This is a genomic window from Streptomyces sp. NPDC044984, assembly GCF_040646935.1.
Lineage (GTDB): Bacteria > Actinomycetota > Actinomycetes > Streptomycetales > Streptomycetaceae > Streptomyces.
Genome location: NZ_JBEZBE010000006.1, coordinates 81839 through 108270, shown reverse-complemented (window position 1 = coordinate 108270; position 26432 = coordinate 81839). Strand labels below are relative to the sequence as shown.

The window sequence follows — 26432 nt, the reverse complement described above, 5'->3', positions numbered from 1 at the left end:
CAGCACCCCGTCGTACAAGCGTCGCCGCTGGTGGCGGGACCGGTGCAGCCACAACGCTGAGCCCATGCACAGCTTCCCTTCCCCGCTCCCTCCCGCCCGCCCCACGGACACCGCCGAGTTCGCGATGGCCTTCACCTCCACCCCGAGAGGCGCTCGGCTGGCCCGGCTGTTCGTCTCGCACTGCCTGGACGCCTGGGGGCACCCGTACGACAGTCACGTCAACGAGACACTGAGCCTGATCACCGCCGAGCTGTGCGCCAACGCCGTCCGGCACGGACGCGTCCCCGGCCGGGACTTCCACGTCCGGCTGGCCGCCGAGGCGGACGGCGGACGGCTGCGCGTGGAGGTCTCCGACACCCGCGCGGAACGCCGGCCCGCCGCCACCACGCCCGCGGACCCCGGCGCCGAGTCCGAGTCCGGCCGCGGCCTCCTCCTCGTCACCGCCCTCGCCGACGCCTGGGGCGTCACCGACCGCCGCGGCGGCCCCGGCAAGACCGTGTGGGCGGTGGTGGGCACCGCATGCCCGGTGGGCGGTCTCCCGGCCGGGGCAGGAGGCGGAACGGGTCAGCAGAGGTAAATCTGCTCAAACGACCTGGTGAAGGGCTGCGCTCCGACGGGTCAGTAGTCGGAGAAGTTCCAGAACATGCCCACCTCGGTGTCGGAGACGACGATCAGGCCGTAGTCCTCCGAGTAGACACTGAACGGGCTGTACGCCCAGCCCGACGACGTGAAGTCGAGCGTGCCACGCACATGACCCGGCCTGTTGGCGTTGGTGTGATAGGTGGCCGCGTCCCCGTACCGCGCGAGGATCGTGCGTGCCATCGCCCGCAGTTCCTCCTCGCTCTCCGTGAAACGCTCCAGGCTGGACAGGGTGCAGCAATCATCCGTGAGGGCCAGGAGCAGATTCTCGGCGCTGGCACGGTCTATCTCCTGAAGACGCGGCGCGATGTACTCCGGGGGATGGGCGACGAAGGGATACGTGGGTGAGGCCTCACGCTCCGGGGCGTGGGCCGCGTCATCGAGACCGGCCCAGCCTCGTGGGTCCGGGACCCGCGCCATCAACGCGATGACGTCGAGAACCCAGTCCTCGTGGTGCCGCGGGCCCGTGGCGTCGTACGGGTACGCGTCCTCGAACAGGTGGCGTACCGCGGCTTCCCAGGAGGTCTGGTCGACGGACATGTGGTGCTTGCCTTTCTCTGCGAGTTCAGACGGTGCTGCCGTGGAAACGGATGGGCGTCGGCGACCTCACGCGGCCGGACACGTCAGTCTTCCTGTACCTGGATCAGCACGACGAAGCGGTCACCGTCACTACCGGCGACGAAGGTGTCCATGGTGGCGCCGGTGACACCGTCCACGCCGCCGTCGTCCCGGTTGGACCACCAGCACGCCCCGGGCCCGAGTGCGGCCACCACGCGCCGGGCGACGGCATCGGCCTCGTCCCGGTCCATGTACGCGTGCGAGGGCCACAGCAGGCTCACCGAGGCGAGTCCCCCCATCAACGCGGCGGCGTCCGGGGCGTCCCACGGCACGAGCGACGCCTCGACCTTCCCGACGGGTACCGGGTCCGAGCCGTACCGGTGCCAGTACTCCTTGTGCAGTCGGCGCACGAGGGCGTGAACCTCGGCGGCGACGGCGGAGGACAGATGCTGTGATCCGGCCGGGGCAGAACCGGATCCGGGAAGCCGTCCGGCCCTCACGTACACGCTCAGCTCATGCGCCAGCCGTCCCAAGAGCTCCGCCGGGCCGGGGTTCGTGGCGCTTCGGGTGGGCATGGTGGTGGCCCCCCTCACCTGGCATCGAACGACCAGTAGACCGCGACCTCTTCGGGTGAGACGGCGACGAAGCCGAAGTCGCCGATGAACTCGGTCAGAGGATTCCAGCCGGTGACCCCGTCTGTGAGGTCCGGTGACGGGGTTCTCCTGGCTTCGGTGACGTTGCTGTAACAGGAGATCCGGGCTCCGTACCGGTCGAGCACGGTTCGGGCGTCGGCAAGTGCCGCCCTGGTCTGCTCCTTCGTTCCGGTCGGTCCCCATTCGTACGTCATCTCAGCCAACAGGCGAGTGGCCGTCTCGGCCGTGACGGGGTACAACCGGCTTCCCAGTTCCGCCTCGGAGAGCGGGACGAAGGGGTGGCAGGGACGGTTCTTCTCCGGCTCCCCGTCGTTCTCCTCGTCCCAGTCGAGGGTGATCCATCCGCGAGGATCGTCCACCTCCCGGTTCATCACCGCCAGCGCGTCCTTCCGCCAGCCGGCAGGGGTCCTGGGGCCGGTCGCCGCGAAGGAGTACACGTCGTCGAGGAGCCGCACGACAGCGGCCTCCCACGCGGTTCGGGTCACGGTTCGCATTCTCTTTCCGGCGGAATCGGTCAGAGCGGAACCAGGTCGCACGAGCGGGATGTGTCCGGCCGAGCGGCGCGGCTCCCTGGGCACACCCCCTCCGCGCCATCACGCATCACCCTCGGTGACACGAGAACGATCGATGGCCCCGACCGTTTCGGTCGGGGCCATCGATCGAGCGATGTGTCCGAGGGGGGACTTGAACCCCCACGCCCGATAAAGGGCACTAGCACCTCAAGCTAGCGCGTCTGCCATTCCGCCACCCGGACAAGGTGTCCGTCGCCTCGGCGGGGTGTTCCCCCGCGGCGACATGGACAACCATACCAAGGTTTCGCAGTGCCTTTCACCTGCGTTTTCCGTGCCTCCGGGCGGTGGTGGTCCGGGGTGCACCGTTCGTGTCGGGGCGGTCACGCGGGTCAGGGCATGAGCTGGTACTCCGGGAAGTTGCCGGGCAGGCGTTCCCCGGCCGGGCCCCGGGTCACGGCGCGGACCAGGAGGTCGCCGCCGACGAACGCGCCGCGCCAGGACGCGCCGAAGCCGCCGAACAGCTCGTCGCGGTCGCCGCGGGAGCGCGGGACGCCGTGGCCGACCTTGAATGCGCGGATGTGCGGGGCCAGCCGGTCGTAGGTGGACCGGTCGTCCGTGGACAGCGTGGCCACCAGCGCGCCGTTGGACGCGTTCATGGCGGCCAGCAGTTCCGCCTCCGTGTCGACCAGGACGATGGTGTCGACCGGGCCGAACGGCTCCGCGTGGTGCAGCGGGGAGGACCGGGGCGGGTTCAGCAGCGTGACCGGCTGGACGTACGCCGAGGTGTCCTGGCCGGGCAGGAAGCGGGCCTCGGACGGCGTGCCCCGGTGCAGCGGGACGGCGCCGCGGTCGACGGCCTCGGCGACCTGGTCGTGGAGCTCCTTCGCCTTGGCCGCGTTGATCACCGGCCCGAAGTCCAGGCGCGGGTGGGGGTCGGTGGGGTGTTCGACGGCGAGCGGGTGGCCGACCCGGAGCGTGCGGACCGCGGGGAGGTAGGCGGCCAGGAAGTCGTCGAAGAGGCGGCGTTGGACGACGAAGCGCGGGTAGGCCGTGCAGCGCTGCTTGCCGTAGTCGAAGAGTTTGGGGATCACCGCGCTCAGGGTGTCCCAGTCCGAGTGGTTCCAGATGCCCCAGGTGTTGAGTCCTTCCTGTTCGAGGATGTGCCGCTTGCCGAGGTCGGCGACGGCCGTGGCGACGGCGGCGCCAGTGTCGCGGCCGCCGACGAAGGAGACGCAGCCGACCTCCGGCGCCCGCACCAGGGCCTCGGACAGCTCGCCCCCGCTGCCGCTGACGAGGGTGACGGGGACCCCCTCGCGGGCGGCGAGTGCCGAGGCCAGGGTGAGGCAGGCGACGCCGCCGTCGGTCGGGGTCTTGGCGATGACCGCGTTGCCCGCCAGTGCCTGTACCAGCAATGCGTGAACGAGCACGCTCATCGGGTAGTTCCAGCTCGCGATGTTGGAGACGGGTCCGTCCAACGGGGAGCGGCCGGCGAGCATGCCGTCGATGCCGTCGGCGTACCAGCGCACGCCGTCGACGGCGCGGTCGACGTCCGCCTGCGCGAGCCGCCAGGGCTTGCCGATCTCCCAGACGAGCAGCAGCGCGAGGAGTTCGCGGTGCTGGGCGAGGGCGTCGAGGGTGGCGGCGACGCGGGCCTTGCGCTCCGGCAGCGGAACGTGCCGCCAGGCGCGGTGCTGGTCGAGCGCGGCGCGCACGGCCTGCCGGGCGGTGGCCCGGTCCAGGCGCGGCGGGCCCGCGACGGGACCGCCGTCGACGGGACTGACGGCGGGCAGCGCCCTGCCGTCCGGCCGCCAGGCGGCGTTCCAGAGGTTGAGGACGCGGTCGTCCCGGAAGGCCTCGGGGGCGACGCTGAGGCAGCGCTGCCAGGCGTCGGTCCAGGAGGTGCCTGATTTGAGGGTGAGGGTGGTCGGTGGCATGCGGTTCGCTCCGCTCTCGGTGCACGGTCGAGAGAAAGTCGGGAGAAAGGGGGCTCGGCGAAAGGCGTCAGCCGTCGGCGTTCAGGACGGCGAGCACCTGCCGGGCCGTCTCCGTCGGGGTGGCGCCCACCCTGACTCCGGCCGCCTCCAGCGCTTCCCGCTTCGCCCGCGCCGTACCGGACGAGCCGGAGACGATCGCGCCGGCGTGGCCCATGGTGCGGCCCTCGGGCGCGGTGAAACCGGCGATGTAGCCGACGACGGGCTTGGTGACGTGGTCGCGGATGTAGGCCGCCGCGCGTTCCTCCGCGTCGCCGCCGATCTCGCCGATGAGGACGATCAGGTCGGTGTCGGGGTCGTCCTGGAAGGCGGCGAGGCAGTCGATGTGGGTGGTGCCGACGACGGGGTCGCCGCCGATGCCGACGCAGGTGGAGAAGCCGGTGTCCCGCAGTTCGTACATGAGCTGGTAGGTGAGGGTGCCGGACTTGGAGACCAGTCCGACGCGGCCGGGCTTGGTGATGTCGGCCGGGATGATGCCGGCGTTGGACTGGCCGGGGGTGATCAGGCCGGGGCAGTTGGGGCCGATGACGCGGGTGCCCTTGTGCCGGGCGTGGGCGAGGAAGGCGACGGAGTCGTGGACGGGGATGCCCTCGGTGATGACGACCGCGAGGCCGATGCCGGCGTCGGCGGCCTCGACGACGGCGTACTTGGCGAAGGCGGGCGGTACGAAGACGACGGTGACGTCGGCTCCCGTCGCGTCCATGCCCTCGGCTACGGAGCCGAAGACGGGGACGGCGATGGGGGTGCCTCCCAGGCCGTTCAGGCCCTGGGGGACGTCGAAGTCGACGCTGCGGCCCGCCTTGCGGGGGTTGACCCCGCCGACGACGTTCGTGCCGGCGGCGAGCATCCGCCGGGTGTGCTTCATGCCCTCGCCGCCGGTCATGCCCTGGACGAGGACCTTGCTCTCCTTGGTGAGGTGGATCGCCATGTCGTCCGGTCTCCTCAGGGTGTGGTGGCGAGGTGGGCGGCCCGGCTCGCGGCGCCGTCCATGGTGGCGACCTGCTCGACGAGCGGGTGCGCGTACGAGTCGAGGACGGCCCGGCCGCGGGCCGCGTTGTTGCCGTCGAGGCGTACGACGAGCGGTTTGGTGAGCCGTACGGTGTCCAGGGCGCGGACGATGCCGTCGGCGACCGCGTCGCAGGCGGTGATGCCGCCGAAGACGTTGACGAAGACGGACTTCACGGACGGGTCGGAGAGGACGACCGACAGACCGTCCGCCATGACCTGCGCGGAGGCGCCGCCGCCGATGTCGAGGAAGTTGGCGGGACGGGCTCCGCAGCCGGCCACCACGTCGAGGGTGGACATGACGAGTCCGGCGCCGTTGCCGATGATGCCGACCTCGCCGTCGAGCTTGACGTAGTCGAGGCCCTTCGCGGTCGCGGCGGCCTCCAGCGGGTCGTGACGGGTGCCGTCCTCGGCGCACCGGCGTGCCTGGCGGAAGACGGCGTTGTCGTCGAGGGTGACCTTGCCGTCGAGGGCCACGATCCGCCCGTCCCGGGTGCGGACGAGCGGGTTGACCTCGACGAGCAGGGCGTCCTCGCGGACGAGGACGTCCCACAGCCGGACGAGCACGTCGACCGTCTGCGGTGGCAGTCCGGCCGCCTCGGCGATGCGGGACGCCGTCACCGGGGTGACCCCCTCGGCCGGATCGACGGGAATGCGGGCGACCGCCTCCGGGCGGGTGGCGGCGACCTCCTCGATGTCCATGCCGCCCTCGGCGGAGGCGATGGCCAGGAAGCGGCCGGCGGCGCGGTCGAGGACGTAGGAGACGTAGAACTCCTCGGCGATGTCGACGGGCCGGGCCAGCATCACCGTGCCGACCGTGTGGCCCTTGATGTCCATGCCGAGGATCTGGCGTGCCGTGAGTTCGGCGGCGGCCGGGTCGGCGGCGAGCTTGACGCCGCCCGCCTTGCCCCGTCCGCCGGTCTTGACCTGCGCCTTGACGACCACTCGGCCGCCGAGCCGGCGCGCGATCTCACGGGCCCGCTTGGGCGAGTCGGTGACCTCGGCCGGCGGCACCACGATGCCGTGTTCTGCGAAGAGTTCCCTTGCCTGGTGCTCGTACAGGTCCATCTCGGCTCCTGTCTGCGAAGTCGCCGGAAGGTCCGAAAAAGGGGGCCCGGAAGGCCACGAGGCCGGCGACTGAAAAGTGCCGCGCACCCTCTGGACACCACCCATCGGATGCGGGATAACAAGCTTCATACAGTATTCGTCGACTGTATGCAATGTACCGCGAGAGCGTTCCCCGCCCCCTAGGAAAGGGACAAGGACTTCGCCATGCCCGACGACACCCAGGACGTCATCTCCGGCGGTCATCTCGTCGCCAAGGCACTCAAGGCCGAGGGCGTCGACCGCATCTACACACTGTGCGGCGGCCACATCATCGACATCTACGACGGCTGCGTCGACGAGGGCATCGAAGTCGTCGACGTACGGCACGAACAGGTCGCCGCCCATGCCGCCGACGGCTACGCGCGCATCACCGGCAGGCCCGGCTGCGCGGTCGTCACCGCCGGGCCGGGGACGACCGACGCCGTCACCGGAGTCGCCAACGCCTTCCGCGCGGAGTCCCCGATGCTGCTGATCGGTGGTCAGGGGGCGCTCACCCAGCACAAGATGGGGTCCCTTCAGGACCTGCCGCACGTCGACATGATGAACCCCATCACCAAGTTCGCGGCGACCGTGCCGGACACGGCGCGTGCGGCGGACATGGTGTCGATGGCCTTCCGCGAGTGCTACCACGGCGCCCCCGGGCCCTCCTTCCTGGAGATCCCGCGCGATGTGCTGGACGCCAAGGTGCCCGTGTCCAAGGCGCGGGTGCCGCAGCAGGGCGCGTACCGGGCCTCGACCCGGTCGGCCGGAGATCCCGAGGCGATCGAGAGGCTGGCCGATCTGCTGGTGCACGCGGAGAAGCCGGCGATCCTGCTCGGCAGCCAGGTGTGGACGACCCGGGGCACCGAGGCCGCCATCGAACTCGTCCGCACCCTCAACATCCCCGCGTACATGAACGGCGCGGGGCGCGGCACGCTCCCGCCCGGCGACCCGCACCACTTCCAGCTGTCCCGCCGGTACGCCTTCTCGAACGCCGACGTCATCGTGATCGTCGGTACGCCCTTCGACTTCCGCATGGGCTACGGCAAGCGCCTCTCCCCCGACGCGACCGTCGTGCAGATCGACCTCGACTACCGCACGGTCGGCAAGAACCGCGACATCGACCTCGGCGTCGTCGGTGACGCGGGGCTGGTGCTGAAGTCGGTGACCGAGGCGGCCTCCGGGCGGGTGAACGGAGGTGCGTCCAGGCGCAAGGAGTGGCTGGACGAGCTGCGGGCGGCCGAGCAGACCGCCCTGGAGAAGCGGTTGCCGCAGCTGAGGTCGGACGCCTCGCCCATCCATCCGTACCGGCTGGTCAGCGAGATCAACGACTTCCTCACCGAGGACTCGATCTACATCGGCGACGGCGGCGACATCGTCACCTTCTCCGGTCAGGTCGTGCAGCCCAAGTCGCCCGGCCACTGGATGGACCCGGGGCCGCTGGGCACCCTCGGCGTCGGTGTCCCCTTCGTGCTCGCCGCCAAGCAGGCGCGGCCCGACAAGGAGGTCGTCGCCCTCTTCGGCGACGGCGCCTTCTCCCTCACCGGCTGGGACTTCGAGACCCTGGTCCGCTACGACCTCCCCTTCGTCGGCATCGTCGGCAACAACTCCTCGATGAACCAGATCCGCTACGGCCAGGCCGCCAAGTACGGCAAGGAGCGCGAGCGGGTCGGCAACACCCTCGGCGACGTCCGGTACGACGAGTTCGCGCGGATGCTGGGCGGTCACGGCGAGGAGGTCCGGGACCCCGCCGACATCGGCCCCGCGCTGCGCCGGGCCCGCGAGTCCGGCAAGCCGTCGCTGATCAACGTCTGGGTGGACCCGGACGCGTACGCCCCCGGAACCATGAACCAGACCATGTACAAGTGAGGTGCACGCCCATGACCCCCAAGGCACTTGAGGGCATCCGCGTCCTCGACATGACGCATGTCCAGTCCGGGCCCTCCGCGACCCAGCTGCTGGCCTGGCTCGGCGCGGACGTCGTCAAACTGGAGGCGCCCACCGGTGACATCACGCGCAAGCAGCTGCGCGACCTGCCGGACGTCGACTCCCTCTACTTCACGATGCTCAACTGCAACAAGCGGAGCATCACCCTCAACACCAAGACCGAGCGCGGCAAGGAGATCCTCACCGAGCTGATCCGGCGCTCGGACGTCATGGTCGAGAACTTCGGGCCGGGCGCCATCGACCGGATGGGCTTCACCTGGGACCGCGTCAGGGAGATCAATCCACGGATCGTCTACGCCTCCATCAAGGGGTTCGGGGACGGCCCGTACACCAACTTCAAGGCGTACGAGGTCGTCGCGCAGGCCATGGGCGGGTCGATGTCGACCACCGGCTTCGAGGACGGGCCACCGCTGGCGACGGGGGCCCAGATCGGGGACTCGGGCACGGGTGTGCACGCGGTGGCGGGCATCCTCGCCGCCCTGTTCCAGCGGGAGCGCACCGGGCGCGGGCAGCGGGTGAACGTGGCCATGCAGCACGCGGTGCTCAACCTCTGCCGGGTGAAGCTGCGCGACCAGCAGCGCCTGGCCCATGGTCCACTCGCCGAATATCCCAACGAGGACTTCGGCGACGAGGTTCCCCGGTCCGGGAACGCCTCCGGCGGGGGCCAGCCGGGTTGGGCGGTGAAGTGCGCGCCGGGCGGCCCCAACGACTACGTGTACGTCATCGTGCAGCCCGTCGGCTGGAAGCCGCTGAGCGAGCTCATCGGCCGGCCGGAGCTGGCCGACGACCCCGAGTGGGCGACGCCGGAGGCCCGGCTGCCGAAGCTGAACAAGATGTTCCAGCTGATCGAGGAGTGGTCCTCGACGCTGCCCAAGTGGGAGGTGCTGGAGCGGCTGAACGCGCACAACATCCCGTGCGGGCCGATCCTGTCCACCCGGGAGATCATCGAGGACCGTTCGCTGGTCGCCAACGAGATGGTCGTCACCGTCCCGCACCCCGAGCGCGGCGAGTTCGTCACCGTCGGCAGCCCGCTGAAGCTGTCCGACTCCCCCGTCGACGTGGTGGCCTCCCCGCTGCTCGGCGAGCACAACGAAGAGGTCTACGTCGGTGAACTCGGCCTCGGGGACGAGGAGCTGCGCCTGCTCAAGTCGAACGGGGTGATCTGAGGTGATGGCCGAGGACCGGACGCTGCGGGTCCGGGCGCTGCTGGACGCGGTGCGCGCCGAGGGGCGCACCTCGCTCACCGCGCCCGAGGGCAAGGTGATCGCCGACGCGTACGGGATCGCCGTACCCGGCGAGGAGCTGGCGACCGACGTCGACGAGGCCGTGGCGTGCGCGGCCCGGTTCGGCGGGCGGCCCGTCGTCATGAAGATCGTGTCGCCGGACATCCTGCACAAGACCGACGCCGGCGGTGTGGTCGTCGGCGTGGAGGGCGCGGCGGACGTGCGGGCGGCGTTCCACCGGATCGTGGAGAACGCGCGGGCGTACGCCCCCCAGGCGCGGATCGACGGCGTGCAGGTGCAGGAGCTGCTGCCGAAGGGGCAGGAGGTCATCGTCGGCGCGGTCACCGATCCGACGTTCGGGAAGGTGGTGGCGTTCGGGCTCGGCGGGGTGCTCGTCGAGGTGCTGAAGGACGTCACGTTCCGGCTGGCGCCGGTGGACGCCGACGAGGCGCTGTCGATGCTGGACTCCATCCGGGCGGCGGAGGTCCTGCGCGGGGTGCGGGGCCGGGAGGGTGTGGACCGGTGGGCCCTCGCCGAGCAGATCCGCCGGGTGTCGCACCTGGTCGCGGACTTCCCGGAGATCGCCGAGGTGGACCTCAACCCGGTGATCGCCACCGCGGACGGGGCGGTCGCCGCCGACATCCGGGTGATCCTCTCCACCGGGGCGCCGAAGGAACGGCGGCGCTACTCGCGGGAGGAGATCCTGGCCTCCGTGCGGCGGCTGATGCAGCCGCGTTCGGTGGCGGTGATCGGCGCGTCGAACGAGTCCGGCAAGATCGGCAACTCGGTGATGCGCAACCTCGTCGACGGCGGTTTCGCCGGGGAGATCCACCCGGTGAACCCCAGGGCCGATGACATCTTGGGCCGCAAGGCGTACAAGAGTGTCACCGACGTTCCCGGTGAGGTGGATGTGGCGGTCTTCGCGATTCCCGCCCGGTTCGTGGCCGCGGCGCTGGAGGAGGTGGGGCGCAAGCGGATCCCGAACGCCGTGCTGATCCCCTCCGGGTTCGCGGAGACCGGTGAGCACGAGCTCCAGGAGGAGATCGTGGCGATCGCCGAGCGGCACGGCGTCCGGCTGCTCGGGCCCAACATCTACGGCTACTACTCGACCTGGCAGGACCTGTGCGCCACGTTCTGCACGCCGTACGACGTCAAGGGCGGGGTCGCGCTGACCAGCCAGTCGGGCGGCATCGGCATGGCGATCCTGGGCTTCGCGCGGACCACGAAGACGGGTGTGTCGGCGATCGTCGGCCTCGGCAACAAGTCGGACCTGGACGAGGACGACCTGCTGACCTGGTTCGGCGAGGACCCGCACACCGAGTGCATCGCGATGCACCTGGAGGACCTCAAGGACGGGCGCGCGTTCGTCGAGGCCGCGCGGGCGACCGTGCCGAAGAAGCCGGTCGTGGTGCTGAAGGCGGGGCGCACGGCGGCGGGCGCGAAGGCCGCGGGCTCGCACACCGGCGCGCTGGCGGGCGACGACGCCGTGTACGACGACGTCCTGCGGCAGGCGGGCGTCATCCGGGCGCCGGGTCTGAACGACATGCTGGAGTACGCGCGCGCACTGCCGGTGCTGCCTGCTCCGCGGGGCGACAACGTGGTGATCATCACCGGAGCCGGCGGCAGCGGGGTGCTGCTGTCGGACGCGGTGACGGACAACGGGCTGTCGCTGATGGAGATCCCGGCCGATCTGGACGCGGCGTTCCGGGAGTTCATCCCGCCGTTCGGGGCCGCGGGCAACCCGGTGGACATCACCGGGGGCGAGCCGCCGTCGACGTACGAGGCGACGATCCGGCTGGGTCTCGAGGACCCGCGCGTCCATGCGCTGGTGCTCGGTTACTGGCACACGATCGTCACTCCTCCCATGGTGTTCGCCGAACTCACCGCGCGGGTGGTGGCCGAGTTCCGGGAGCGCGGGATCGAGAAGCCGGTGGTGGCGTCCCTCGCGGGTGACGTGGAGGTGGAGGAGGCCTGCCAGTACCTCTTCGAACGCGGGGTCGTGGCGTATCCGTACACCACCGAGCAGCCGGTGGCCGTGCTGGGCGCCAAGTACCGGTGGGCGCGTGCCGCCGGCCTGTTGGGGGGCGGTTCATGAGGTGAGGCCGCGAGGGGCCGGCCGACGGGTGCGCGTCGGCCGGTCCCGGGGACCCGCGCGCGCACGAAAGGCATTGGACAGGGGGCGCTGGCCAGAACTTTCGACGCTAGGGGTGCAATCGACATGACAACCACCGATGTCACACGGGTCGCCGCCTACCGGGAGGTGACCGACAGGAACGGACGCGTCTACCGCGTGGGCGAGTCCGACATCGACATCATGGGGCGCAAACGCAAGTGGATGGTGATCCTGCCCTGGATCGGCATGATGGGCATCTCCTCCGCCGAGTACGCGTTCGCGTCCGCCGAGGACACGCTCCACGAGGCCCACCACTGGTCCAGCGGCAGCATCTACTGGATGATGACCGCCTGGGTGTTCTGCCAGGCCGCGGTCGCCTTTCCGGCGGGGCGGCTGCGGGAGAACGGCAAACTGCCCGCGCGCTGGGCGATGATGCTGGGTTCGGCCGGCACGCTGCTCGGCTATCTGTCGCTGGCGTTCGCGCCGCATGTCGCGCTCGCCTTCATCGGGTTCGGCGTGTTCAGCGGCATGGGCGCGGGCATGGTGTACGCGACCTGCGTCAACATGGTCGGCAAGTGGTACCCGGAGCGCAGGGGCGGCAAGACCGGCTTCGTCAACGGCGGTTTCGCCTACGGCTCGGTGCCGTTCGTCTTCATCTTCCACGGCTACATGGACGGCTCCAACTTCCGCTGGGTGCTGGTCTCGGCGGGTGTCTTCCTCGCCGCGACGGTGGCGATCGCCGGTTTCTACTTCCGGGACCCGCCGAAGAACTGGTGGCCGGCCTCCGTCGACCCGCTGAACCCGCCGGACGACCCGCGGGCCCGGCGTTCGCTGGAGAAGAACCCCCCGGCCGTCAAGCAGTACTCCCCGCTGGAGGCGTGGAGGACCGGCCGGGTGGCGCTGATGTGGTTCTGTCTGGCCTGCACCTCCGGCGTGAACATCTTCGGCATCGCCTTCCAGGTCGACATCGGTGAGGACGCGGGCTTCGCGGCCGGCATCGTGGCCACCGCGATGTCGCTGAAGGCGATCGTCAACGGCACCGGGCGCGGTGTCATCGGCTGGCTCTCCGACCTCTACGGCCGCAAGCAGTGCCTGCTCTACGTGTGCGCGATCCTGGGCCTCGCCCAGTTCGGCATCATCTGGTCGGCCGAGATCAAGAACCTGCCGCTGTTCCTGGTCTTCTCCGCCGTCTCCGGCTTCGGCGGCGGAGCCATCTTCCCGATGTTCGCGGCGCTGACGGCGGACTACTTCGGTGAGAACAACAACGCCACCAACTACGGGATGGTCTACAGCTCCAAGCTCGTCTCCGGACTGGGCGCGGGCATGGGGGCCGTGGTCGTCGGCGCCTGGGGCTACAACGGCGCCTTCACCCTGGCGGGCTGCATCTCGCTCTTCGCCGGATGCGTGGCGCTGTTCCTGCAACCACCGGGACGCTCGAAGGACAAGCGCATCACCCCCAACCCCCGCCCGCTCGGCGAGGGATGACCTGGCGAAGCCGCCCCCGCACGGACCGGGCGGCCCCTCCCGCAGCACGTGGGAGGGGCCGCCCGGTCCGTGTTCCGGGTCAGCGGCACCGCTTGCGCAGGGCCGCCATGTTGTCGTAGCTGATCTTGGCCTCGCGCAGCGACTGCGCGGGGTCGGTGGCGCTCGGGGAGTTGTCGTCCTCGACCATCGGGTTGTGGTAGTTCCGCTCGCCGACCCGCGAGAAGAACGTCGTGTAGTCGATGACGCCGGTCCCGAAGGGCACCATGTCGTAGCCCATGCCGTTGGTCGTGCTGACGACGCCGTCCTTGGCGTGGAACAGCGGGTAGCGCCTGTTGTTGCGGGCGACCAGGTCGGCCGGGTCGAAGACGCTCTTCCGGGTGGAGCCGTCGTGGGCGGTGTACGTGTGGAACTTGTACTGGGCGACGTGCGCCCAGAAGATGTCCATCTCCAGCCAGACGAGCCTGGGGTCGGTGACCTCGAGGAAGTACTCCAGCTTCCGGATGCCGGAGCTGCGGGTCGGCCGGCCCTGGTCGTCCAGCGGGCCGCCGTCGAGCAGGAAGCCGTAGGCGCTGTCGTGGTTGTGGGTGTAGAGCTTGATGCCCTCGCGGCGGGCGATCGCACCGAGGGCGTTCCACTTGTCGGCGGCCACGTCCCAGTCGGCGCGGTGGGAGCTGCCGGTGGGGTCGCCGCCGGTGCCCATGTGGTCCATGCCGATGATGTTGGCGATCTCGAGGTGCTTCTTGAAGGTGTCCAGGTCCGCGGTGGTCAGCGGCCAGGACGGCGGGATGAAGCCGTGGTTGCCCTGGGCGCGCAGCCCGTAGTCGTCGAGCCAGGAGCGCAGCAGCCTGGCGCCCTCGACGGTCTCCAGGTTGGCGCCGCCGGGGGCGTTCGCGTGCTGGCGGTAGCCGGCGAACTCCACCTGGCGGTAGCCGTGGCGGGACAGCTGCTTGAACACCTCGCGGAAGCCGGAGGGCAGGTCCGTGGCGAGCGGGTCGCGGGCGGTGGCGTCACGGACGGTGTAGAGGATGATGCCGCGCTTGTGCGGCGGGACGAGCACCTGCCCGCGCCCGTGTCCGTGGTCATGTCCGTGGTCGTGGTCTCTGTCCCGGTCGTGGGCCAGGGCGGGGGCGGCGCCGAAGACGGGGGCCGCGACGGCTCCGGCCGCCACGGCGGTGCAGGTGCTGAGGAAACGGCGCCGGTCCACACCGAGGGTGCGGCGCAGTCCCTCGTCGGGGGCGTCGGCGGCTTCGGTGCGTGAAGGGGCGGAGTACGGGGTCACGAGTGGCCTGCCTTCTCGGTCGTGGCCGGTTCCGGTCCCGCCGGGACCGGCCGTTGTCAGTGCCGTGTGTTTCACTCTCGGTAGTCGGATTTCGGCGGCCGTGCGTGGTGCGGTGTCAGCCGAGTCCGGCGAGCCGGAGCAGGAGTTGTTTCACATCGGTGGCCGCGACGCGGTCTCCGACAGCGCGGGGGGTGGAGCAGATGAGGAGCGGACCGTCGTCGTCGCTCGCGGGGAGGCGGCCGTGGCTGCCGCGAATAGGTGAGGGGTCCAGGGGCACGACCGCCATGCGGTAGCGCATGCCGAGTTTCTTGCGCGCCAGTGCGGTGGCCGCCTTGACCTTGACGTAGGGGTCGAGGGGATCCATGAAGAGTTCGACCGGGTCGTAGCCGGGTTTGCGGTGGATCTCGACGAGCTGCGCGAAGTCGGGCGCGCGGTCGTCGTCGAGCCAGTAGTAGTACGTGAACCAGGCGTCGGGTTCGGCGACGGCGACGAGTTCGCCGGCGCGCGGATGGTCGAGGTGGTGGGTCTTCTTGCCCTCGTCGTCGAGGAGCTGCTCGATGCCGGGCAGTCCGTCGAGGGCGGTGCGGGTGGCGTCGAGGTCCTCGGGGCGGCGCACGTAGACGTGGGCGAGCTGGTGGTCGGCGACCGCGAAGGCGCGGGAGGCCATCGGGTCGAGGTACTCCATGCCGTCCTGGGTGTGGACCTCGAGGAGGCCCGCGCGGCGCAGGGCGCGGTTGATGTCCACGGGCCGGTTCACGCGGGTGATGCCGTACTCGGACAGGGCGACGACGGTGCGGCCCTCGGCGCGGGCGTCGTCCAGCAGCGGAGCGAGGGCGGCGTCGAGGTCGGCGGCCGCCTTCAGGGAGCGCGGGTCGTCGGGGCCGAAGCGCTGCAGGTCGTAGTCGAGATGAGGGAGGTAGCAGAGCGTCAGGTCGGGGTGGCGGGTGCGCATGATGTGGCGGGTGGCGTCGATGATCCACCGGCTGGAGACCAGGTCGGCGCCGGGGCCCCAGAAGTGGAACAGGGGGAAGGTGCCGAACTTCTCGGTGAGTTCGTCGTGCAGGGCGGGCGGCCGGGTGTAGCAGTCGGGTTCCTTGCGGCCGTCGGCGTAGTAGACCGGGCGGGGGGTGACGGTGATGTCGGTGTCGGCGCCCATGGCGTACCACCAGCAGATGTTGGCGACGGTGTAGCCGGGGTGGGCGCGGCGGGCGGCGTCCCAGAGCTTGTCGCCGGCGACGAGGCCGTTGTGCTGCCGCCACAGCAGTACGTCGCCGAGCTCGCGGAAGTACCAGCCGTTGCCGACGATGCCGTGCTCCGCGGGCATGGTGCCGGTGAGGAAGGTGGACTGGGCGGCGCAGGTGACGGCGGGCAGGACGGTGCCGAGCGGGGCGCGGGAGCCGGACTGACCGAGCGCCTTGAGGTGGGGCATGTGGTCGAGGAGACGGGGGGTGAGGCCCACGACGTCGAGGACGAGGAGGGGGGTGGGACCGGTCATGGGAGTTCCTTCAGGCCGAGGTCCGTCAGCAGGTCGCGGGCCAGGGTGAGTTCGGCGGCGATGCCGTCGGCGAGCTGGGTGCGGCCGCGGGGGCGCAGCTCGGGCGGGAGGGCCTGCCAGGTGTAGGTCTCGACCTCGAGGTGGCGGGTGAGGGGGTGCGGGCCGCCGACGAGCCGGGTCAGGACGGACTTCAGGACGGGCAGCGTGGAGGTGAGGGGCGCGGTGGGGGCCGCGTGCAGCGGGACGTGGAAGTGGGAGCGCCAGGGAGCCGCGTCGGGCAGGGTGTCGCCGGCCAGGGCCTCGTCGAGGTCGTCGGTGCCGCGCAGTCCGGCGAGGGTGGAGGTGCGGGTCTGGTGCAGGAAGCGGGGTTCGGCGAAGGCGGCCAGGGCCTCGCGGACCTCGGGGAGGTGGGGCTGTTCGGCGTGCAGGGCGGCGGAGAGCTGGGACTTGACCACGGACACGCCGGCCCGGGTGAGGTCGTCCAGGGCGGTGTGCGGGTCTTCGAAGGAGGTGGCGAGGTGGCAGGTGTCGACGCAGATGCCGACGCGGTCGTGGGCGATCGCGGTGAGCGGGGCGATGGCGTCCCGGGTGGTCTCGACGACGCAGCCGGGTTCCGGTTCCAGGGCGACGCGGATGGAGCGCCCGGTCAGCTCCTCGAGGGCGTCGAGGCGTTCGGCGAGGGTGCGCAGGGCGGTGCGGGACGTCTCCGCCCGCTGCTCGTCGTAGGCGGTGCGCCAGGCCAGCGGCAGGGTGGAGATGCTGCCGTCGGTGACGTCGTCGGGGAGGAGTCCGGCGAGGACGCGGGCCAGGGAGGTGGTGTGCTCCAGGCGCTCGGGATCGGCCCAGTCCGGTTTGTAGACGCGGTACTTGACCTCCTCGGCGCCGAAGCCCTCGTAGGGGAAGCCGTTGAGGGTGACGACCTCCAGGCCGCGCCGGTCGAGTTCGCAGCGCAGTCCGCGCAGGGCGGCGGGGTCGGTGACGAGGGCGTGCGCGGCGTCCTTGGCGAGCCACAGGCCGATGCCGAGCCTGTCCCGGCCGAGGCGGCGGCGGACCGGCTCGCAGTGGTCGCGGAGCTGGGCGAGGACACCGTCCAGGGTTTCGGCGGGGTGCACGTTGGTGCAGTAGGCGAGGTGGACGGTGGAGCCGTCGGGGTGGCGGAAGCGCATGGCTCACGCCTCCGCGGCGGGGGCGCCGGCCGGCTGGGGCTCGTCTCTCGGTGCGCCGCGCAGGATGGAGTTGCCCTCGTGGGTGGCGCCGGGGACGTCGACGTCGAGGTTCAGGCGGCCGCTGAGTCCGTAGAAGGCGACGGGGTTGCGCCACAGCACCCGGTCGACGTCGTCCTCGGTGAAGCCCTCGGCGAGCATCAGGTCGGCGACCTTGCGGGTCTTGAGGGGGTCGCTCCTCCCCCAGTCGGCGGCGGAGTTCACCAGGACCTGCTCGGGGCCGTACGCGCGCAGGATGGCGACCATCCGCTCCTCGTCCATCTTGGTGTCGGGATAGACGGAGAAGCCGAGCCAGGCGCCGCTGTCCTTGGCCTCCTTGACGGTGGTCTCGTTGAGGTGGTCGACCAGGACGCGGTCGGCGGGGAGGGCGGACTCGCGGACCACGTCCAGGGTGCGGCGCAGCCCGGCGAGCTTGTCGCGGTGCGGGGTGTGCACCAGCGCGGGCAGGCCGTGGTCGGCGGCGAGCTGGAGCTGGGCGGCGAGGGCGGTGTCCTCGGCGGGCGTCATGGAGTCGTAGCCGATCTCGCCGACCGCCACCACGTTGTCCTTGACGAGATACCGGGGCAGCGCGTCGAGGACGGGCGTGCAGCGCGGGTCGTTGGCCTCCTTGGGGTTGAGGGCGAGCGTGCAGTGGTGGGCGATGCCGTACTGGGCGGCGCGGAAGGGTTCCCAGCCGAGGAGGGCGTCGAAGTAGTCGAGGAAGGAGGCCGGGGAGGTGCGGGGCTGGCCGAGCCAGAAGGAGGGCTCGACGACGGCGCGGACGCCCGCGGCGTACATGGCCTCGTAGTCGTCGGTGGTGCGCGACGTCATGTGGATGTGGGGGTCGAAGATGCGCATCAGGACTCCTTGCCGTGGGGGTCGTCCGTGCCGTGCGGCGGGGTGGCGGGGGCGGCGCCGGCCAGGGCCAGGGCGCGGTGCAGGTCCTCGGGGACGGGGCGGCCGGCGGCGGTGCGTTCCGCGGCGTAGTCGCCGAGCATGCGGGCGAGTTCGCCGTCGCCCCGGGCGCGCCGGTCCAGGTCCGCCACGTGGTCGAGGCCGACGCCGGTGAACAGGCACTTCAGGACCGCGTGCCGCCAGGCGTGGGCGTCCAGGTGCCGGGCGGCATAGGGGCCGAGGGCGGCGGCGACGAGCCGGGTGTCGTTGGTGCGCAGGGCGTCCTCGACGAGCGGGAGGGCGTCGGGCGCGTCGGGCACGAGGTGCGGCAGGGCGTGCAGGACGGCACGGCGTTCGTCGGCGGTGCCCTGGAAGTAGACCCGGGTCAGGGCGTCGGCGTCGGCGTGGGCCGCGTGCAGGATGAGGACGCGGGCGGCGTCGGCGTGGGCGGGGCCGCAGCGGCGGCCGGCCTCGGCCAGGCGCAGCTCCCACACGGAGATGGGCCCGTGGGTGCCGGGGTGGGCGGCGGCCTCGTCCAGGGCCTGGTCGAGCCAGGCGCGGGCGGCTCCGCCCAGCCGGTCGGCGAGGCGGCGGCGCAGTTCGGCGGGCGGGGTGAGGGCGGGGGTGGTGCTGTCACCGGGGGTCGCCGGTCCGCCGGTGGTGTCTGCCTCCGGGGTGGCCGGGGTGGCACGGGGGCGGGTCATGGGGTGCTGCTCCCTTCGGGGGTGGCGGAGGGATCGCCGTGCGGTGGGGCGGGGACGGGAGAGGCGGCGTGGCGGAGGAAGGGAAGGGAGTGGGCGGCGAAGTGGGGGCCCGCGTGGGAGTGGCGGGGCAGTTCGACGACCGTCAGGCCCTGGTAGCCGGTGGCGGCGAGGGCCGCGAGGACGGGCGGGAAGTCGATCTCGCCGTCGCCGAAGGGGAGGTGCTCGTGGACGCCCCGGCGCATGTCCTCGATCTGGACGTGGCGCAGCCAGGGGGCGGCGTCGCGTACGCAGTCGGCGGGCGGGAGGGGTTCGAGGCACTGGCAGTGGCCGAGGTCCAGGGTGAGGCCGAGGGGCTCGGGGTCGCCGAGCGTGCGGCGCAGGTGGTGGAAGTCGGCGAGGGTGGCGAGGAGGTGGCCGGGTTCGGGTTCGACGGCGAGGGGGACGCCGGCGGTGGCGGCGGCGTCCAGGACGGGGGTGAGGGTCTCGGCGAGGCGTTTCCAGGCGGTGTCCTCGTCGGTGCCGTCGGGGACGATGCCGCTGAAGCAGTGCACGGCGTGTGCGCCGAGGTCGGCGGCGACGCGGACCGCCCGCAGGAGGAGGTCGACGCGGCGGGCGCGGTCGTCCGGGTCGGCGTCCAGCAGCGACGGGCCGTGCTTGCGGCGGGGGTCGAGCACATAGCGGGCGCCCGTCTCCACGGTGACACCCAGACCGAGCTCGTCCAGCCGGTGCGCGACCCGGCGGGTGCGGGCGGCGAGGTCGGGGGCGAGCGGGTCGAGGTGCATGTGGTCGAGGGTCAGTCCCACGCCGTCGTAGCCGAGGTCGGCGAGGAGGGCGAGGGCGTCGTCGAGGCGGAGGTCGGCGAGGCCGTTGGTGCCGTAGCCGAAGCGGAGGGGGGTGCGGGCGTGCCCGCTCGCGTCCCGGGCCGGGTCCGGGTCTGCGTCCCGGGCCGGGTCCGGGTCTGCGTCCCGGGCCGGGTCCGCGCCTGTGCCCCGGCTCGTCTCCCGGGCCCGGGCACGGACGTCCCCGCTCGTCTCCCGGCTCACGCGGCGGGCCGGGCGGCCGCCCGCGTTCCGGCTCGCCTCCGGGGCCGGGGCCGGGGCACGACCGTCCCCGGTGACGTCCTGGGGCACGCCCTGGTTCGAGTTCGGGCTCACGTGATGCTCACCTTCCTCATACCGGCCCTCCTCGCGAACATCCGGCCGGCCGGGGCCAGGGCCGCGACCAGGAGGGCGGTGGCGGTAGCGCCGGAACGGGCGGCGAGGGCGGCCTGGAGCGGGATCGTGGCGCGGATGCCGCCACCGACGGCGCGTTGGGTGAGCGGGGGTGACGGGTTGAGCGCGGCGTGGACGTAGGGGCGGGCGGCCGTGGCGGCGTAGGCGGCGCCCAGAGCGGTGGCGAGGGCGCCGGCGGCCCGGGACGGCGTTCCCTCGGCCGGGCTGGAGCCCGGCAGGCCGGGGGCGGCTGCTGCCCGCCGGCCTGCCGGGGGTCGGGTGCGGCGGTGGGTGACCAGCCGGGTCAGCACCCCCGTCGTCGCGAGGGCCGCCAGCGGGGCCAGGGCCGAGCCGCCGGTGGTCTCCCGGCGGGACACGGCCGTGACCGCGAGGGTGTGGCTGCCGAGCAGCGCGGCGGAGGGCAGTGCGGCGCGGGTGCCGCCGCCGGTGGCCGCGGCGCCCAGGAGCAGGTCGAGTCCGCGGGCGGTAGCCATGGCCGCGGGACCGGCGGGCGTGTGCTTCAGGGCGAGGTCGTAGGCCCAGACGGTCGCCGCCAGGGGCACGGCCACCGCGAGGGCGGGCCGTCCCGCACCGGCGGCGAGCGCCAGTCCGGCGCCGGTGAGGGCGCCGGCCGCGGTGAGGGCGGCGGCCGGACGGATGCGGCCGGACGGCAGCGGGCGGTGCGGGCGCTCCACGGCGTCCTCGGCGCGGTCCGCCCAGTCGTTCAGGGCCATGCCGGCCTCGTACAGGCACACGGAGGAGCCGATCGCGAGCAGGGTCCGCGGGCCGGGGCGCACACCGGCCGCCGCCGCGCCGGCCAGGGCGTCACCGGGGACGGTGAAGAGGGCGGGCAGCCGCAGCAGTTCGGCCCACACGCCCGCGCGGCCCGAGCGACAACGGGCGGTGCGGGACGCGGCGCCGCCACCGGAGGACAGGGCGGCATCCCCGGGGGCCGGGCCGCCTGCCGGCGCGAGGCCGCCCTGCGCGGGCTCGCCCCGCGCAGGCGTGTCCTGCACGGGCGTGTCCTGCACGGGCGTGCCCTGCGCGAGTCCCGTCGTGGTCCTGTGCGGGTGCGTTGTGGTTGTTCGCGCGGTTCCCCGCGCCCCTGGGGAGTCGTCCTGACCGCGCACCTCCTGCGCAGCCCTGTCCCGCGCAGGCTCCCCCCGTGCGGGCATGTCCCGGGCGCCGGGCGCCGGGCGGCTCACCGGTGGGCCTCGGGAGCGGTGGCGTCGTCCCGCAGCCGCTCGGCGAAGCGCCTCAGCTCCGTGTACTGCTCGGCCAGGGACGACGGGCCGTCCCCGACCGGGTCCTTGAAGTAGAAGCCCAGCTCGCTCAGCGGGCCGGTCAGGCCCTTCTCCCGGGCGCGGACGACCAGCCGGGCCAGGTCGAGGACGAGCGGGGCGGCAAGGGCGGAGTCACAGCCCTGCCAGGTGGTCTGCAGGACCATGCGGGCGCCGAGGAAGCCGTCGAAGGCGATGTGGTCCCAGGCCGTCTTCCAGTCGCCGAGGGCCGGCACGTCGTCGATGTGGACCTCGCCCTCGGGGGTGGTGCCGAGGGTGTCGGCGAGGACGCGTTCCTTGCCGGCGTTCTTGGCGGCGGCGGCAGCGGGGTCGGCGAGGGCGGCGCCGTCGCCGCCGCCCAGGAGGTTGGTGCCGGACCAGGCGCGCACGGCGAGGGCGCGCTGCAGGAACATCGGGCCGAGCACGGAGCGCAGCAGGGTCTGCCCCGTCTTGCCGTCGCGGCCCGCGTACGGCAGGCCCGAGGACGCGGCGAGCGGAGCCAGCGCCGGGTGGTGCAGGCCCGTGGACGGGGTGAAGTTGACGTAGGGGCAGCCGGCGCGCAGCGCGGCCGCCGCGTAGAGGGAGCTGGGCGGCAGGGAGCCGTCGGTGGGCGCCGGCTCGGTGGAGGCGACGTTGATCACGACGGCGCCCGCGAGGTCCTGGCGGCGCACGAAGTCGCGGATGTCGGCCGCGAACACGTCGGTCCACTGGTCCTGGGTGCGGCCGGTGTCCCCGGGCAGGGGGCCGCCGGGCCTGACCTCCCGGTCGGCGGCGACGAGTTCGGCGTGCACGGCGGACGGCAGGCCGTGCGGCAGGACACCGCCGTCGGCCAGGTGCTCGGCACGCTTGGGCAGCGGGCAGTCGACGGTGTCGTGACCGCCGAAGACGAGGGACGACAACGACGGCAGACCGCAGGAGGTGAAGTCGGGGGTCTCGGTGACCATGCCGGTCGGCGGGTGGAGCCCGGCGGCGACGGCGGCGCAGCCCGCGATCGCGGTCGTGGCGACGGATCCGCGCGCCCCGATGAGCCAGACGCCGAAGCGCGGGGCCGGGGAGGGGGCGGGTGCGGGGGTGGGGAGGAGCGGTTCGGCGGACATGGGCAGCCTCCTTGTCGTACGCGAACCTGGTGCGAGCGCCGGAAGTGGACCAGCGGAGTACCGGGCGCGGGGGCCCGGTCGGGATGCCGGGCACGGGGCCCGGTCAGGGTGCCGGGCACTGGGCCCGGTCAGGGTGCCGGGCACTGGGCCCGGTCAGGGTGCCGGGCACTGGGCCCGGTCAGGGTGCCGGGCGCGGGGCCCGGCGGGACGGCGGGCGGAGGTCCGGCGTCCTCCACCCGCCGCCGTTCTGGTCGCCCCGGGAGGGCGGTTCGCCCCAGGGGGGCGGTTCGCCCTAGGAGGGCAGTTCCTTCAGCTGGATGTCGCGGAAGGAGACATGGTCGTCGGCGCCGTGGTTCTGCAGGCCGATGTAGCCGTCGGCCAGGCTCCGCTGGGGGTCCTTGTTGGTGAAGTCGTTGATCTTGACTCCGTTGAGGAACACCTGGAGGCGTTCGCCCTGGACCTTGATCTCGTAGGAGTTCCACTGGCCGGGCGGACGCAGGACCTGGTCACGGGCCTTGATGTTCGCCGACTTGAACGAGTAGACGGAGCCCGTGGTGCGGTCGGCCGCGTCCGTGGCGTCGATCTGGATCTCGTAGCCCTTGTTCACCGCGGACCAGGGGTCGTCGGAGGCCGGGAAGCCCACGAAGATCCCGGAGTTGTCGTCGCCCCGCATCTTCCAGTCGAGCTTGAGGGAGTACGACTTCAGCTCCTTGGCCTGGTACCACAGCAGGCCCATGCCGCCCTCGGACTCCATGGTGCCGTCCTTGACGACGAACTTTCCGGGGCCGGCCTGCTTCCAGCCGTCCAGGGTCTGGCCGTTGAAGATGTCCCGGTAGCCCTTGTCCGGCTTGCAGTCCGCCTTCACCTGGCCGGTGGCGTACTGCATGCCGCCGAGCAGATGGGTGCGGAAGGCCTCGTCGGCGTACGACTCCTTGGTGTGGCCGCCGCCCGTGTAGAAGGACCGGCCGCCGCCGTAGCTCTGGCACCAGGCGATCGGGTGGTCGCCCTTCATGTTCCCGCCCTGGTAGGTGGTCTCGTCCAGGGTGGCGAGGACCTTGGCCTGCTCACGCGGGTTGGTGCGGTAGTTGTACCACTCGTCGGTGCGCTCCCAGGCGTCGCCCAGGTGCGCGGTGGACGGGTGGTCGTGGTCGTGGACGCGCACGGTGGCCTTCTGGATGGCCGGGTGCGAGTCGAAGTGGGCGCCGACGAGTCCGCCGTAGAACTCCCAGTCGTACTCGGTGTCGGCGGCGGCGTGGATGCCCATGTAGCCGCCGCCGTTCGCGACGTAGTCCTCGAACGCCTTCTGCTGGTCGGCGTTCAGCACGTCACCGGTGGTGGAGAGGAAGGCGACCGCGTCGTACTTGGCGAGGTTGGTGGTGGTGAACTGCCGTGCCTCCTCGGTGGCCGTGACCGAGATGCCGGCCGGGGCGCCCAGCTCCTTCAGCGCGGCGACGCCCTCCGGGATGGAGTCGTGCCGGAAGCCCGCCGTCTTGGAGAAGACCAGGACCTTCTTGCCCTTCTTGAACGGCTCGGTGGAGAACTCGAAGTCGTCCACGTCGTACAGCGCGCCCTCGCCGCCCCGGAAGACCAGGTAGATCTCCGTGGTCTTCTTCGGCAGGGACCGCAGCGGCACGTCGACGTCCTGGAACGTCTCCCAGCCGCCGGTCGGCGGGATGTACGCCGAGCCGTGCAGCTTGCCGGTGGGCGAGCCGGTGCGCAGCTCGATGAAGCCGCCGGAGCCACCGGAGGAGGCCCGTACGGTCATCTTCTTCTGCCCGTCGAACTTGTAGGGGCTGAAGGAGATCCAGTCGCCGTCGTCGATGTTGCCGACGGTCTTGCCGCCGTTGGCGCCGGTCTTGTCGATCACCGACACGCCCTGCTGGGTGGAGAAGTGCTCGGCCTGGCGGTGCAGCGGCTGGAGCACGGTGCGCGCGGTGCCGGTCAGCGCCTCCTGGCCGTTCGCCCCGCCGTCGGTGTAACTGGCGCCGACGACGCCGTAGATGTTGGCGTTGGGGTCGTGGCCGCCGTCGCCGGCGGGCGGCTTGAGGGTGCCCTCACAGCCCATCTCGCTGGTCAGCTCGTGGGCGTGGGAGTCGTGGCCGAGGCTGTAGACGACCTTGACCTTGGAGCAGTCGACCGTCTCCTCGGGGTCGGTGACGCTCACCTTGAACGGGACGGGCTCGCCGAAGGCGGCCAGGCTGCCGTTGCCGGGGACCTCGATCTTCACCGTGGGCTCGGTGTTGCCGACCACGATCCGGGCGCTGGCGTTGCCGGTGTTGCCCTCGGGGTCCTTGGCGGTGAAGGTCGCGGTGTAGGTGCCGACCTTCTTGTACTTGTGGGTGGGGGTGAGGCCCTCGCCCTTGGTGCCGTCGCCGAAGTCCCAGCTGTAGGTGAGGTCCGGGGAGTCGGCGTCCTTGACGGTGGCGGTGAACTTCACCTTCAGGCCGGCCGCGCCGGAGGTCTTGTCCGCGCTGACCTCGGCGATCGGGGAGAAGCCGTCCTCGGCGTTCTCGATCCGGTACAGCGCGGAGTTCTCGTCGCCCTGGAACCAGGAGACGCCGTAGTCCAGGACGTAGAGCGCGCCGTCGGGGCCGAACTCCATGTCCATGATCTGGGTGCCGGTCCACGGGAAGTCGTTGATCTTCGCGACCGTGCCGTCCTCGTTCTGCTCGATCCGCTTGATCCAGCGGCGGCCGAACTCACCCGCGAAGAAGTCGCCGTCGTACGCCTCGGGGAACTTCACCGAGGACTCGAGCTCGGGGTCGTAGCGGTAGACCGGGCCGGCCATCGGGGACTCGGAGCCGCTGCCGAACTCGGGCACGCTGCCGCCGTCGTAGGGGATCCAGGCGGCCTGCGCGGGCGGCAGGTCGACGAGGCCGGTGTTGTGCGGCGAGGTGTTCTTCGGGGCGGCGCAGTCGAACTTCTCGCCGGAGGTGCCGGTGGCGAAGTCGTAGTCGACGTAGGCGTCGTTGTTCCCGGTGCAGAACGGCCAGCCGAAGTTGGCGGGTCCGGTCACCTTGGCGAACTCGACCTGTCCCGCCGGGCCCCGGTTCGGGTCGGCGGCGCCGGCGTCGGGGCCGTAGTCACCGACGTAGACGATGCCGGTCTTGTCGTCGACGCTCATCCGGAACGGGTTGCGGAAGCCCATCGCGTAGATCTCGGGGCGGGTCTTCTCGGTGCCCGGGGCGAAGAGGTTGCCCTCCGGGACGGTGTACGAGCCGTCCTCGGCGACCTTGATGCGCAGGATCTTGCCGCGCAGGTCGTTGGTGTTGCCGGAGCTGCGGCGGGCGTCGAAGGCCGGGTTGCGGTTCGCCCGCTCGTCGATCGGCGTGTAGCCGTCGGAGGCGAAGGGGTTGGTGTCGTCGCCGGTGGACAGGTAGAGGTTGCCCTCGGCGTCGAAGTCGATGTCGCCGCCGACGTGGCAGCAGGTGCCGCGGGAGGCCGCGACGTCCAGGACCTTCTTCTCGCTGGCCAGGTCCAGCGTGCCGTTGGGGTTGAGGACGAACCGGGAGAGGCGGTTGACGCCGTCGAACTTCTTGAAGTCCTCGGCGGTGCCGGTCTCCGGGGCGTCGCCCGCGGGGGTGTCGAGCGGCGGGGCGTAGTAGAGGTAGATCGCCCGGTTGTTCTCGAAGTCCGGGTCGATGCCGACGCCCTGCAGACCCTCCTCGTCGTGGCTGTAGACGTCGAGCTTGCCGGCGACCTTGGTGACGCCGCCCTGGTCGGTGAGGCGCAGTGTGCCGTCGCGCGAGGTGTGCAGGACGCTGCGGTCCGGGAGCACGGCGAGCGACATCGGCTCGCCCGTCTCGGGTTCGCCCTTGGCGAGCGGCACCTGCTGGAACTGCCCCTCGGCCGCGGCCGGTTCGTCGTGTTCCGGGTGGCCGGGGTGGGCGCCGGCGACGGTCGCCGGGGTGCCCACGGCCAGCAGCAGGCCGGTGAACAGGGCGAGCGTGGTGCGAAGTCCGGGACGCCTCGTGGCGCGGGTGGATGTGAGTCTGCTTCTGTGCACGAAGTCCCTCCGGGAACGGGGTGGAGCCGTACGGAACAGGTGCGAAGACGTG

20 protein-coding genes and 1 tRNA gene are annotated in these 26432 nt (G+C 71.9%); 5 read left to right on the top strand and 16 right to left on the bottom strand.

All coding sequences use genetic code 11. The features are described from left to right. The first annotated feature begins 64 nt into the window (after positions 1-64). Complete coding sequence (locus AB0A94_RS08670) at positions 65-577, top strand: ATP-binding protein (RefSeq protein ID WP_361740896.1); 513 nt, start codon at positions 65-67, stop codon at positions 575-577. A gap of 41 nt (positions 578-618) precedes the next feature. Here AB0A94_RS08670 and AB0A94_RS08665 read toward each other — a convergent pair whose 3' ends face one another. The 7 genes from AB0A94_RS08665 to sucC form a co-directional block, all read right to left on the bottom strand. Then, positions 619-1179 (bottom strand): hypothetical protein, encoded by a 561-nt coding sequence (locus tag AB0A94_RS08665; protein WP_361740893.1) that lies wholly within the window; start codon positions 1177-1179, stop codon positions 619-621. Positions 1180-1262: 83 nt separating this feature from the next. Beyond that, the gene (locus tag AB0A94_RS08660; protein WP_361740890.1) at positions 1263-1607 is read right to left on the bottom strand and encodes a hypothetical protein; all 345 of its coding nucleotides are present in this window, start codon (positions 1605-1607) and stop codon (positions 1263-1265) included. Between the two features lie 179 nt (positions 1608-1786). Beyond that, positions 1787-2335: a hypothetical protein gene (locus AB0A94_RS08655; RefSeq protein WP_361740887.1), complete on the bottom strand. Its 549-nt coding sequence runs from the start codon at positions 2333-2335 to the stop codon at positions 1787-1789. Positions 2336-2519: 184 nt separating this feature from the next. Next, positions 2520-2604, bottom strand: a tRNA-Leu gene (locus tag AB0A94_RS08650). Positions 2605-2751: 147 nt separating this feature from the next. Then, a complete protein-coding gene (locus AB0A94_RS08645; RefSeq protein ID WP_361740884.1) occupies positions 2752-4296 on the bottom strand; it encodes an aldehyde dehydrogenase family protein in 1545 nt (514 codons plus the stop codon). A 67-nt stretch (positions 4297-4363) separates the two neighbouring features. After that, the gene (gene sucD, locus AB0A94_RS08640; RefSeq protein ID WP_361740881.1) at positions 4364-5281 is read right to left on the bottom strand and encodes a succinate--CoA ligase subunit alpha; all 918 of its coding nucleotides are present in this window, start codon (positions 5279-5281) and stop codon (positions 4364-4366) included. Positions 5282-5295: 14 nt separating this feature from the next. Then, positions 5296-6426, bottom strand: coding sequence for an ADP-forming succinate--CoA ligase subunit beta (gene sucC, locus AB0A94_RS08635; RefSeq protein ID WP_361740879.1), 1131 nt, complete (start codon positions 6424-6426; stop codon positions 5296-5298). A gap of 204 nt (positions 6427-6630) precedes the next feature. Between sucC and AB0A94_RS08630 the strand changes: the two genes are divergently transcribed. The 4 genes from AB0A94_RS08630 to AB0A94_RS08615 all read left to right on the top strand — a co-directional run bounded on the left by AB0A94_RS08630 (position 6631) and on the right by AB0A94_RS08615 (position 13212). Continuing rightward, a complete protein-coding gene (locus AB0A94_RS08630) occupies positions 6631-8313 on the top strand; it encodes a thiamine pyrophosphate-binding protein (protein WP_361740876.1) in 1683 nt (560 codons plus the stop codon). A gap of 11 nt (positions 8314-8324) precedes the next feature. Further along, a complete protein-coding gene (gene frc, locus AB0A94_RS08625) occupies positions 8325-9557 on the top strand; it encodes a formyl-CoA transferase (protein WP_361740873.1) in 1233 nt (410 codons plus the stop codon). A gap of 4 nt (positions 9558-9561) precedes the next feature. Beyond that, positions 9562-11709, top strand: a complete 2148-nt coding sequence (locus tag AB0A94_RS08620) for an acetate--CoA ligase family protein (RefSeq protein ID WP_361740870.1) — start codon at positions 9562-9564, stop codon at positions 11707-11709. 123 nt (positions 11710-11832) lie between these two features. Continuing rightward, on the top strand, positions 11833-13212 hold the full coding sequence (locus tag AB0A94_RS08615) for an OFA family MFS transporter (RefSeq protein WP_361740867.1): 1380 nt from the start codon (positions 11833-11835) through the stop codon (positions 13210-13212). Between the two features lie 79 nt (positions 13213-13291). Here the strand turns inward: AB0A94_RS08615 and AB0A94_RS08610 are convergent, their stop codons facing one another. From AB0A94_RS08610 to AB0A94_RS08570, 9 genes are all read right to left on the bottom strand, one after another. After that, positions 13292-14491 carry a sugar phosphate isomerase/epimerase family protein gene (locus tag AB0A94_RS08610; protein WP_361740864.1) on the bottom strand — a complete coding sequence of 400 codons (1200 nt, stop codon included), beginning with the start codon at positions 14489-14491 and terminating at the stop codon, positions 13292-13294. A 115-nt stretch (positions 14492-14606) separates the two neighbouring features. After that, positions 14607-15986 (bottom strand): nucleotide pyrophosphatase/phosphodiesterase family protein, encoded by a 1380-nt coding sequence (locus AB0A94_RS08605; RefSeq protein ID WP_361740861.1) that lies wholly within the window; start codon positions 15984-15986, stop codon positions 14607-14609. Beyond that, on the bottom strand, positions 15983-17152 hold the full coding sequence (gene eboE / locus AB0A94_RS08600; protein WP_361740858.1) for a metabolite traffic protein EboE: 1170 nt from the start codon (positions 17150-17152) through the stop codon (positions 15983-15985). Before eboE ends, AB0A94_RS08605 begins: the two co-directional genes overlap by 4 nt. A gap of 3 nt (positions 17153-17155) precedes the next feature. Continuing rightward, positions 17156-18046, bottom strand: a complete 891-nt coding sequence (locus AB0A94_RS08595) for a TatD family hydrolase (protein ID WP_361740855.1) — start codon at positions 18044-18046, stop codon at positions 17156-17158. Continuing rightward, on the bottom strand, positions 18046-18786 hold the full coding sequence (locus tag AB0A94_RS08590; RefSeq protein ID WP_361740851.1) for an EboA domain-containing protein: 741 nt from the start codon (positions 18784-18786) through the stop codon (positions 18046-18048). Before AB0A94_RS08590 ends, AB0A94_RS08595 begins: the two co-directional genes overlap by 1 nt. Beyond that, complete coding sequence (locus AB0A94_RS08585; RefSeq protein WP_361740848.1) at positions 18783-19940, bottom strand: sugar phosphate isomerase/epimerase family protein; 1158 nt, start codon at positions 19938-19940, stop codon at positions 18783-18785. Before AB0A94_RS08585 ends, AB0A94_RS08590 begins: the two co-directional genes overlap by 4 nt. Continuing rightward, positions 19937-20872, bottom strand: a complete 936-nt coding sequence (locus AB0A94_RS08580) for an SCO3242 family prenyltransferase (protein ID WP_361741327.1) — start codon at positions 20870-20872, stop codon at positions 19937-19939. The genes AB0A94_RS08585 and AB0A94_RS08580 overlap by 4 nt, the downstream gene beginning before the upstream one ends. A 326-nt stretch (positions 20873-21198) precedes the next feature. Then, positions 21199-22374, bottom strand: a complete 1176-nt coding sequence (locus tag AB0A94_RS08575; RefSeq protein ID WP_361740845.1) for an inositol-3-phosphate synthase — start codon at positions 22372-22374, stop codon at positions 21199-21201. Positions 22375-22666: 292 nt separating this feature from the next. Further along, the gene (locus AB0A94_RS08570) at positions 22667-26380 is read right to left on the bottom strand and encodes a ThuA domain-containing protein (protein ID WP_361740842.1); all 3714 of its coding nucleotides are present in this window, start codon (positions 26378-26380) and stop codon (positions 22667-22669) included. Between the last annotated feature and the right edge of the window lie 52 nt (positions 26381-26432).

What these genes read in the sequence shown, in the direction of transcription:
- AB0A94_RS08595 (WP_361740855.1), bottom strand. Translation starts at nt 18,046, where the DNA reads ATGCGCATCTTCGACCCCCACATCCACATGACGTCGCGCACCACCGAC.
- AB0A94_RS08605 (WP_361740861.1), bottom strand. Translation starts at nt 15,986, where the DNA reads ATGACCGGTCCCACCCCCCTCCTCGTCCTCGACGTCGTGGGCCTCACC.
- eboE (WP_361740858.1), bottom strand. Translation starts at nt 17,152, where the DNA reads ATGCGCTTCCGCCACCCCGACGGCTCCACCGTCCACCTCGCCTACTGC.
- AB0A94_RS08575 (WP_361740845.1), bottom strand. Translation starts at nt 22,374, where the DNA reads ATGTCCGCCGAACCGCTCCTCCCCACCCCCGCACCCGCCCCCTCCCCG.
- AB0A94_RS08670 (WP_361740896.1), top strand. Translation starts at nt 65, where the DNA reads ATGCACAGCTTCCCTTCCCCGCTCCCTCCCGCCCGCCCCACGGACACC.
- AB0A94_RS08630 (WP_361740876.1), top strand. Translation starts at nt 6,631, where the DNA reads ATGCCCGACGACACCCAGGACGTCATCTCCGGCGGTCATCTCGTCGCC.
- AB0A94_RS08590 (WP_361740851.1), bottom strand. Translation starts at nt 18,786, where the DNA reads ATGACCCGCCCCCGTGCCACCCCGGCCACCCCGGAGGCAGACACCACC.
- frc (WP_361740873.1), top strand. Translation starts at nt 8,325, where the DNA reads ATGACCCCCAAGGCACTTGAGGGCATCCGCGTCCTCGACATGACGCAT.
- sucD (WP_361740881.1), bottom strand. Translation starts at nt 5,281, where the DNA reads ATGGCGATCCACCTCACCAAGGAGAGCAAGGTCCTCGTCCAGGGCATG.
- AB0A94_RS08665 (WP_361740893.1), bottom strand. Translation starts at nt 1,179, where the DNA reads ATGTCCGTCGACCAGACCTCCTGGGAAGCCGCGGTACGCCACCTGTTC.
- sucC (WP_361740879.1), bottom strand. Translation starts at nt 6,426, where the DNA reads ATGGACCTGTACGAGCACCAGGCAAGGGAACTCTTCGCAGAACACGGC.
- AB0A94_RS08615 (WP_361740867.1), top strand. Translation starts at nt 11,833, where the DNA reads ATGACAACCACCGATGTCACACGGGTCGCCGCCTACCGGGAGGTGACC.
- AB0A94_RS08620 (WP_361740870.1), top strand. Translation starts at nt 9,562, where the DNA reads ATGGCCGAGGACCGGACGCTGCGGGTCCGGGCGCTGCTGGACGCGGTG.
- AB0A94_RS08645 (WP_361740884.1), bottom strand. Translation starts at nt 4,296, where the DNA reads ATGCCACCGACCACCCTCACCCTCAAATCAGGCACCTCCTGGACCGAC.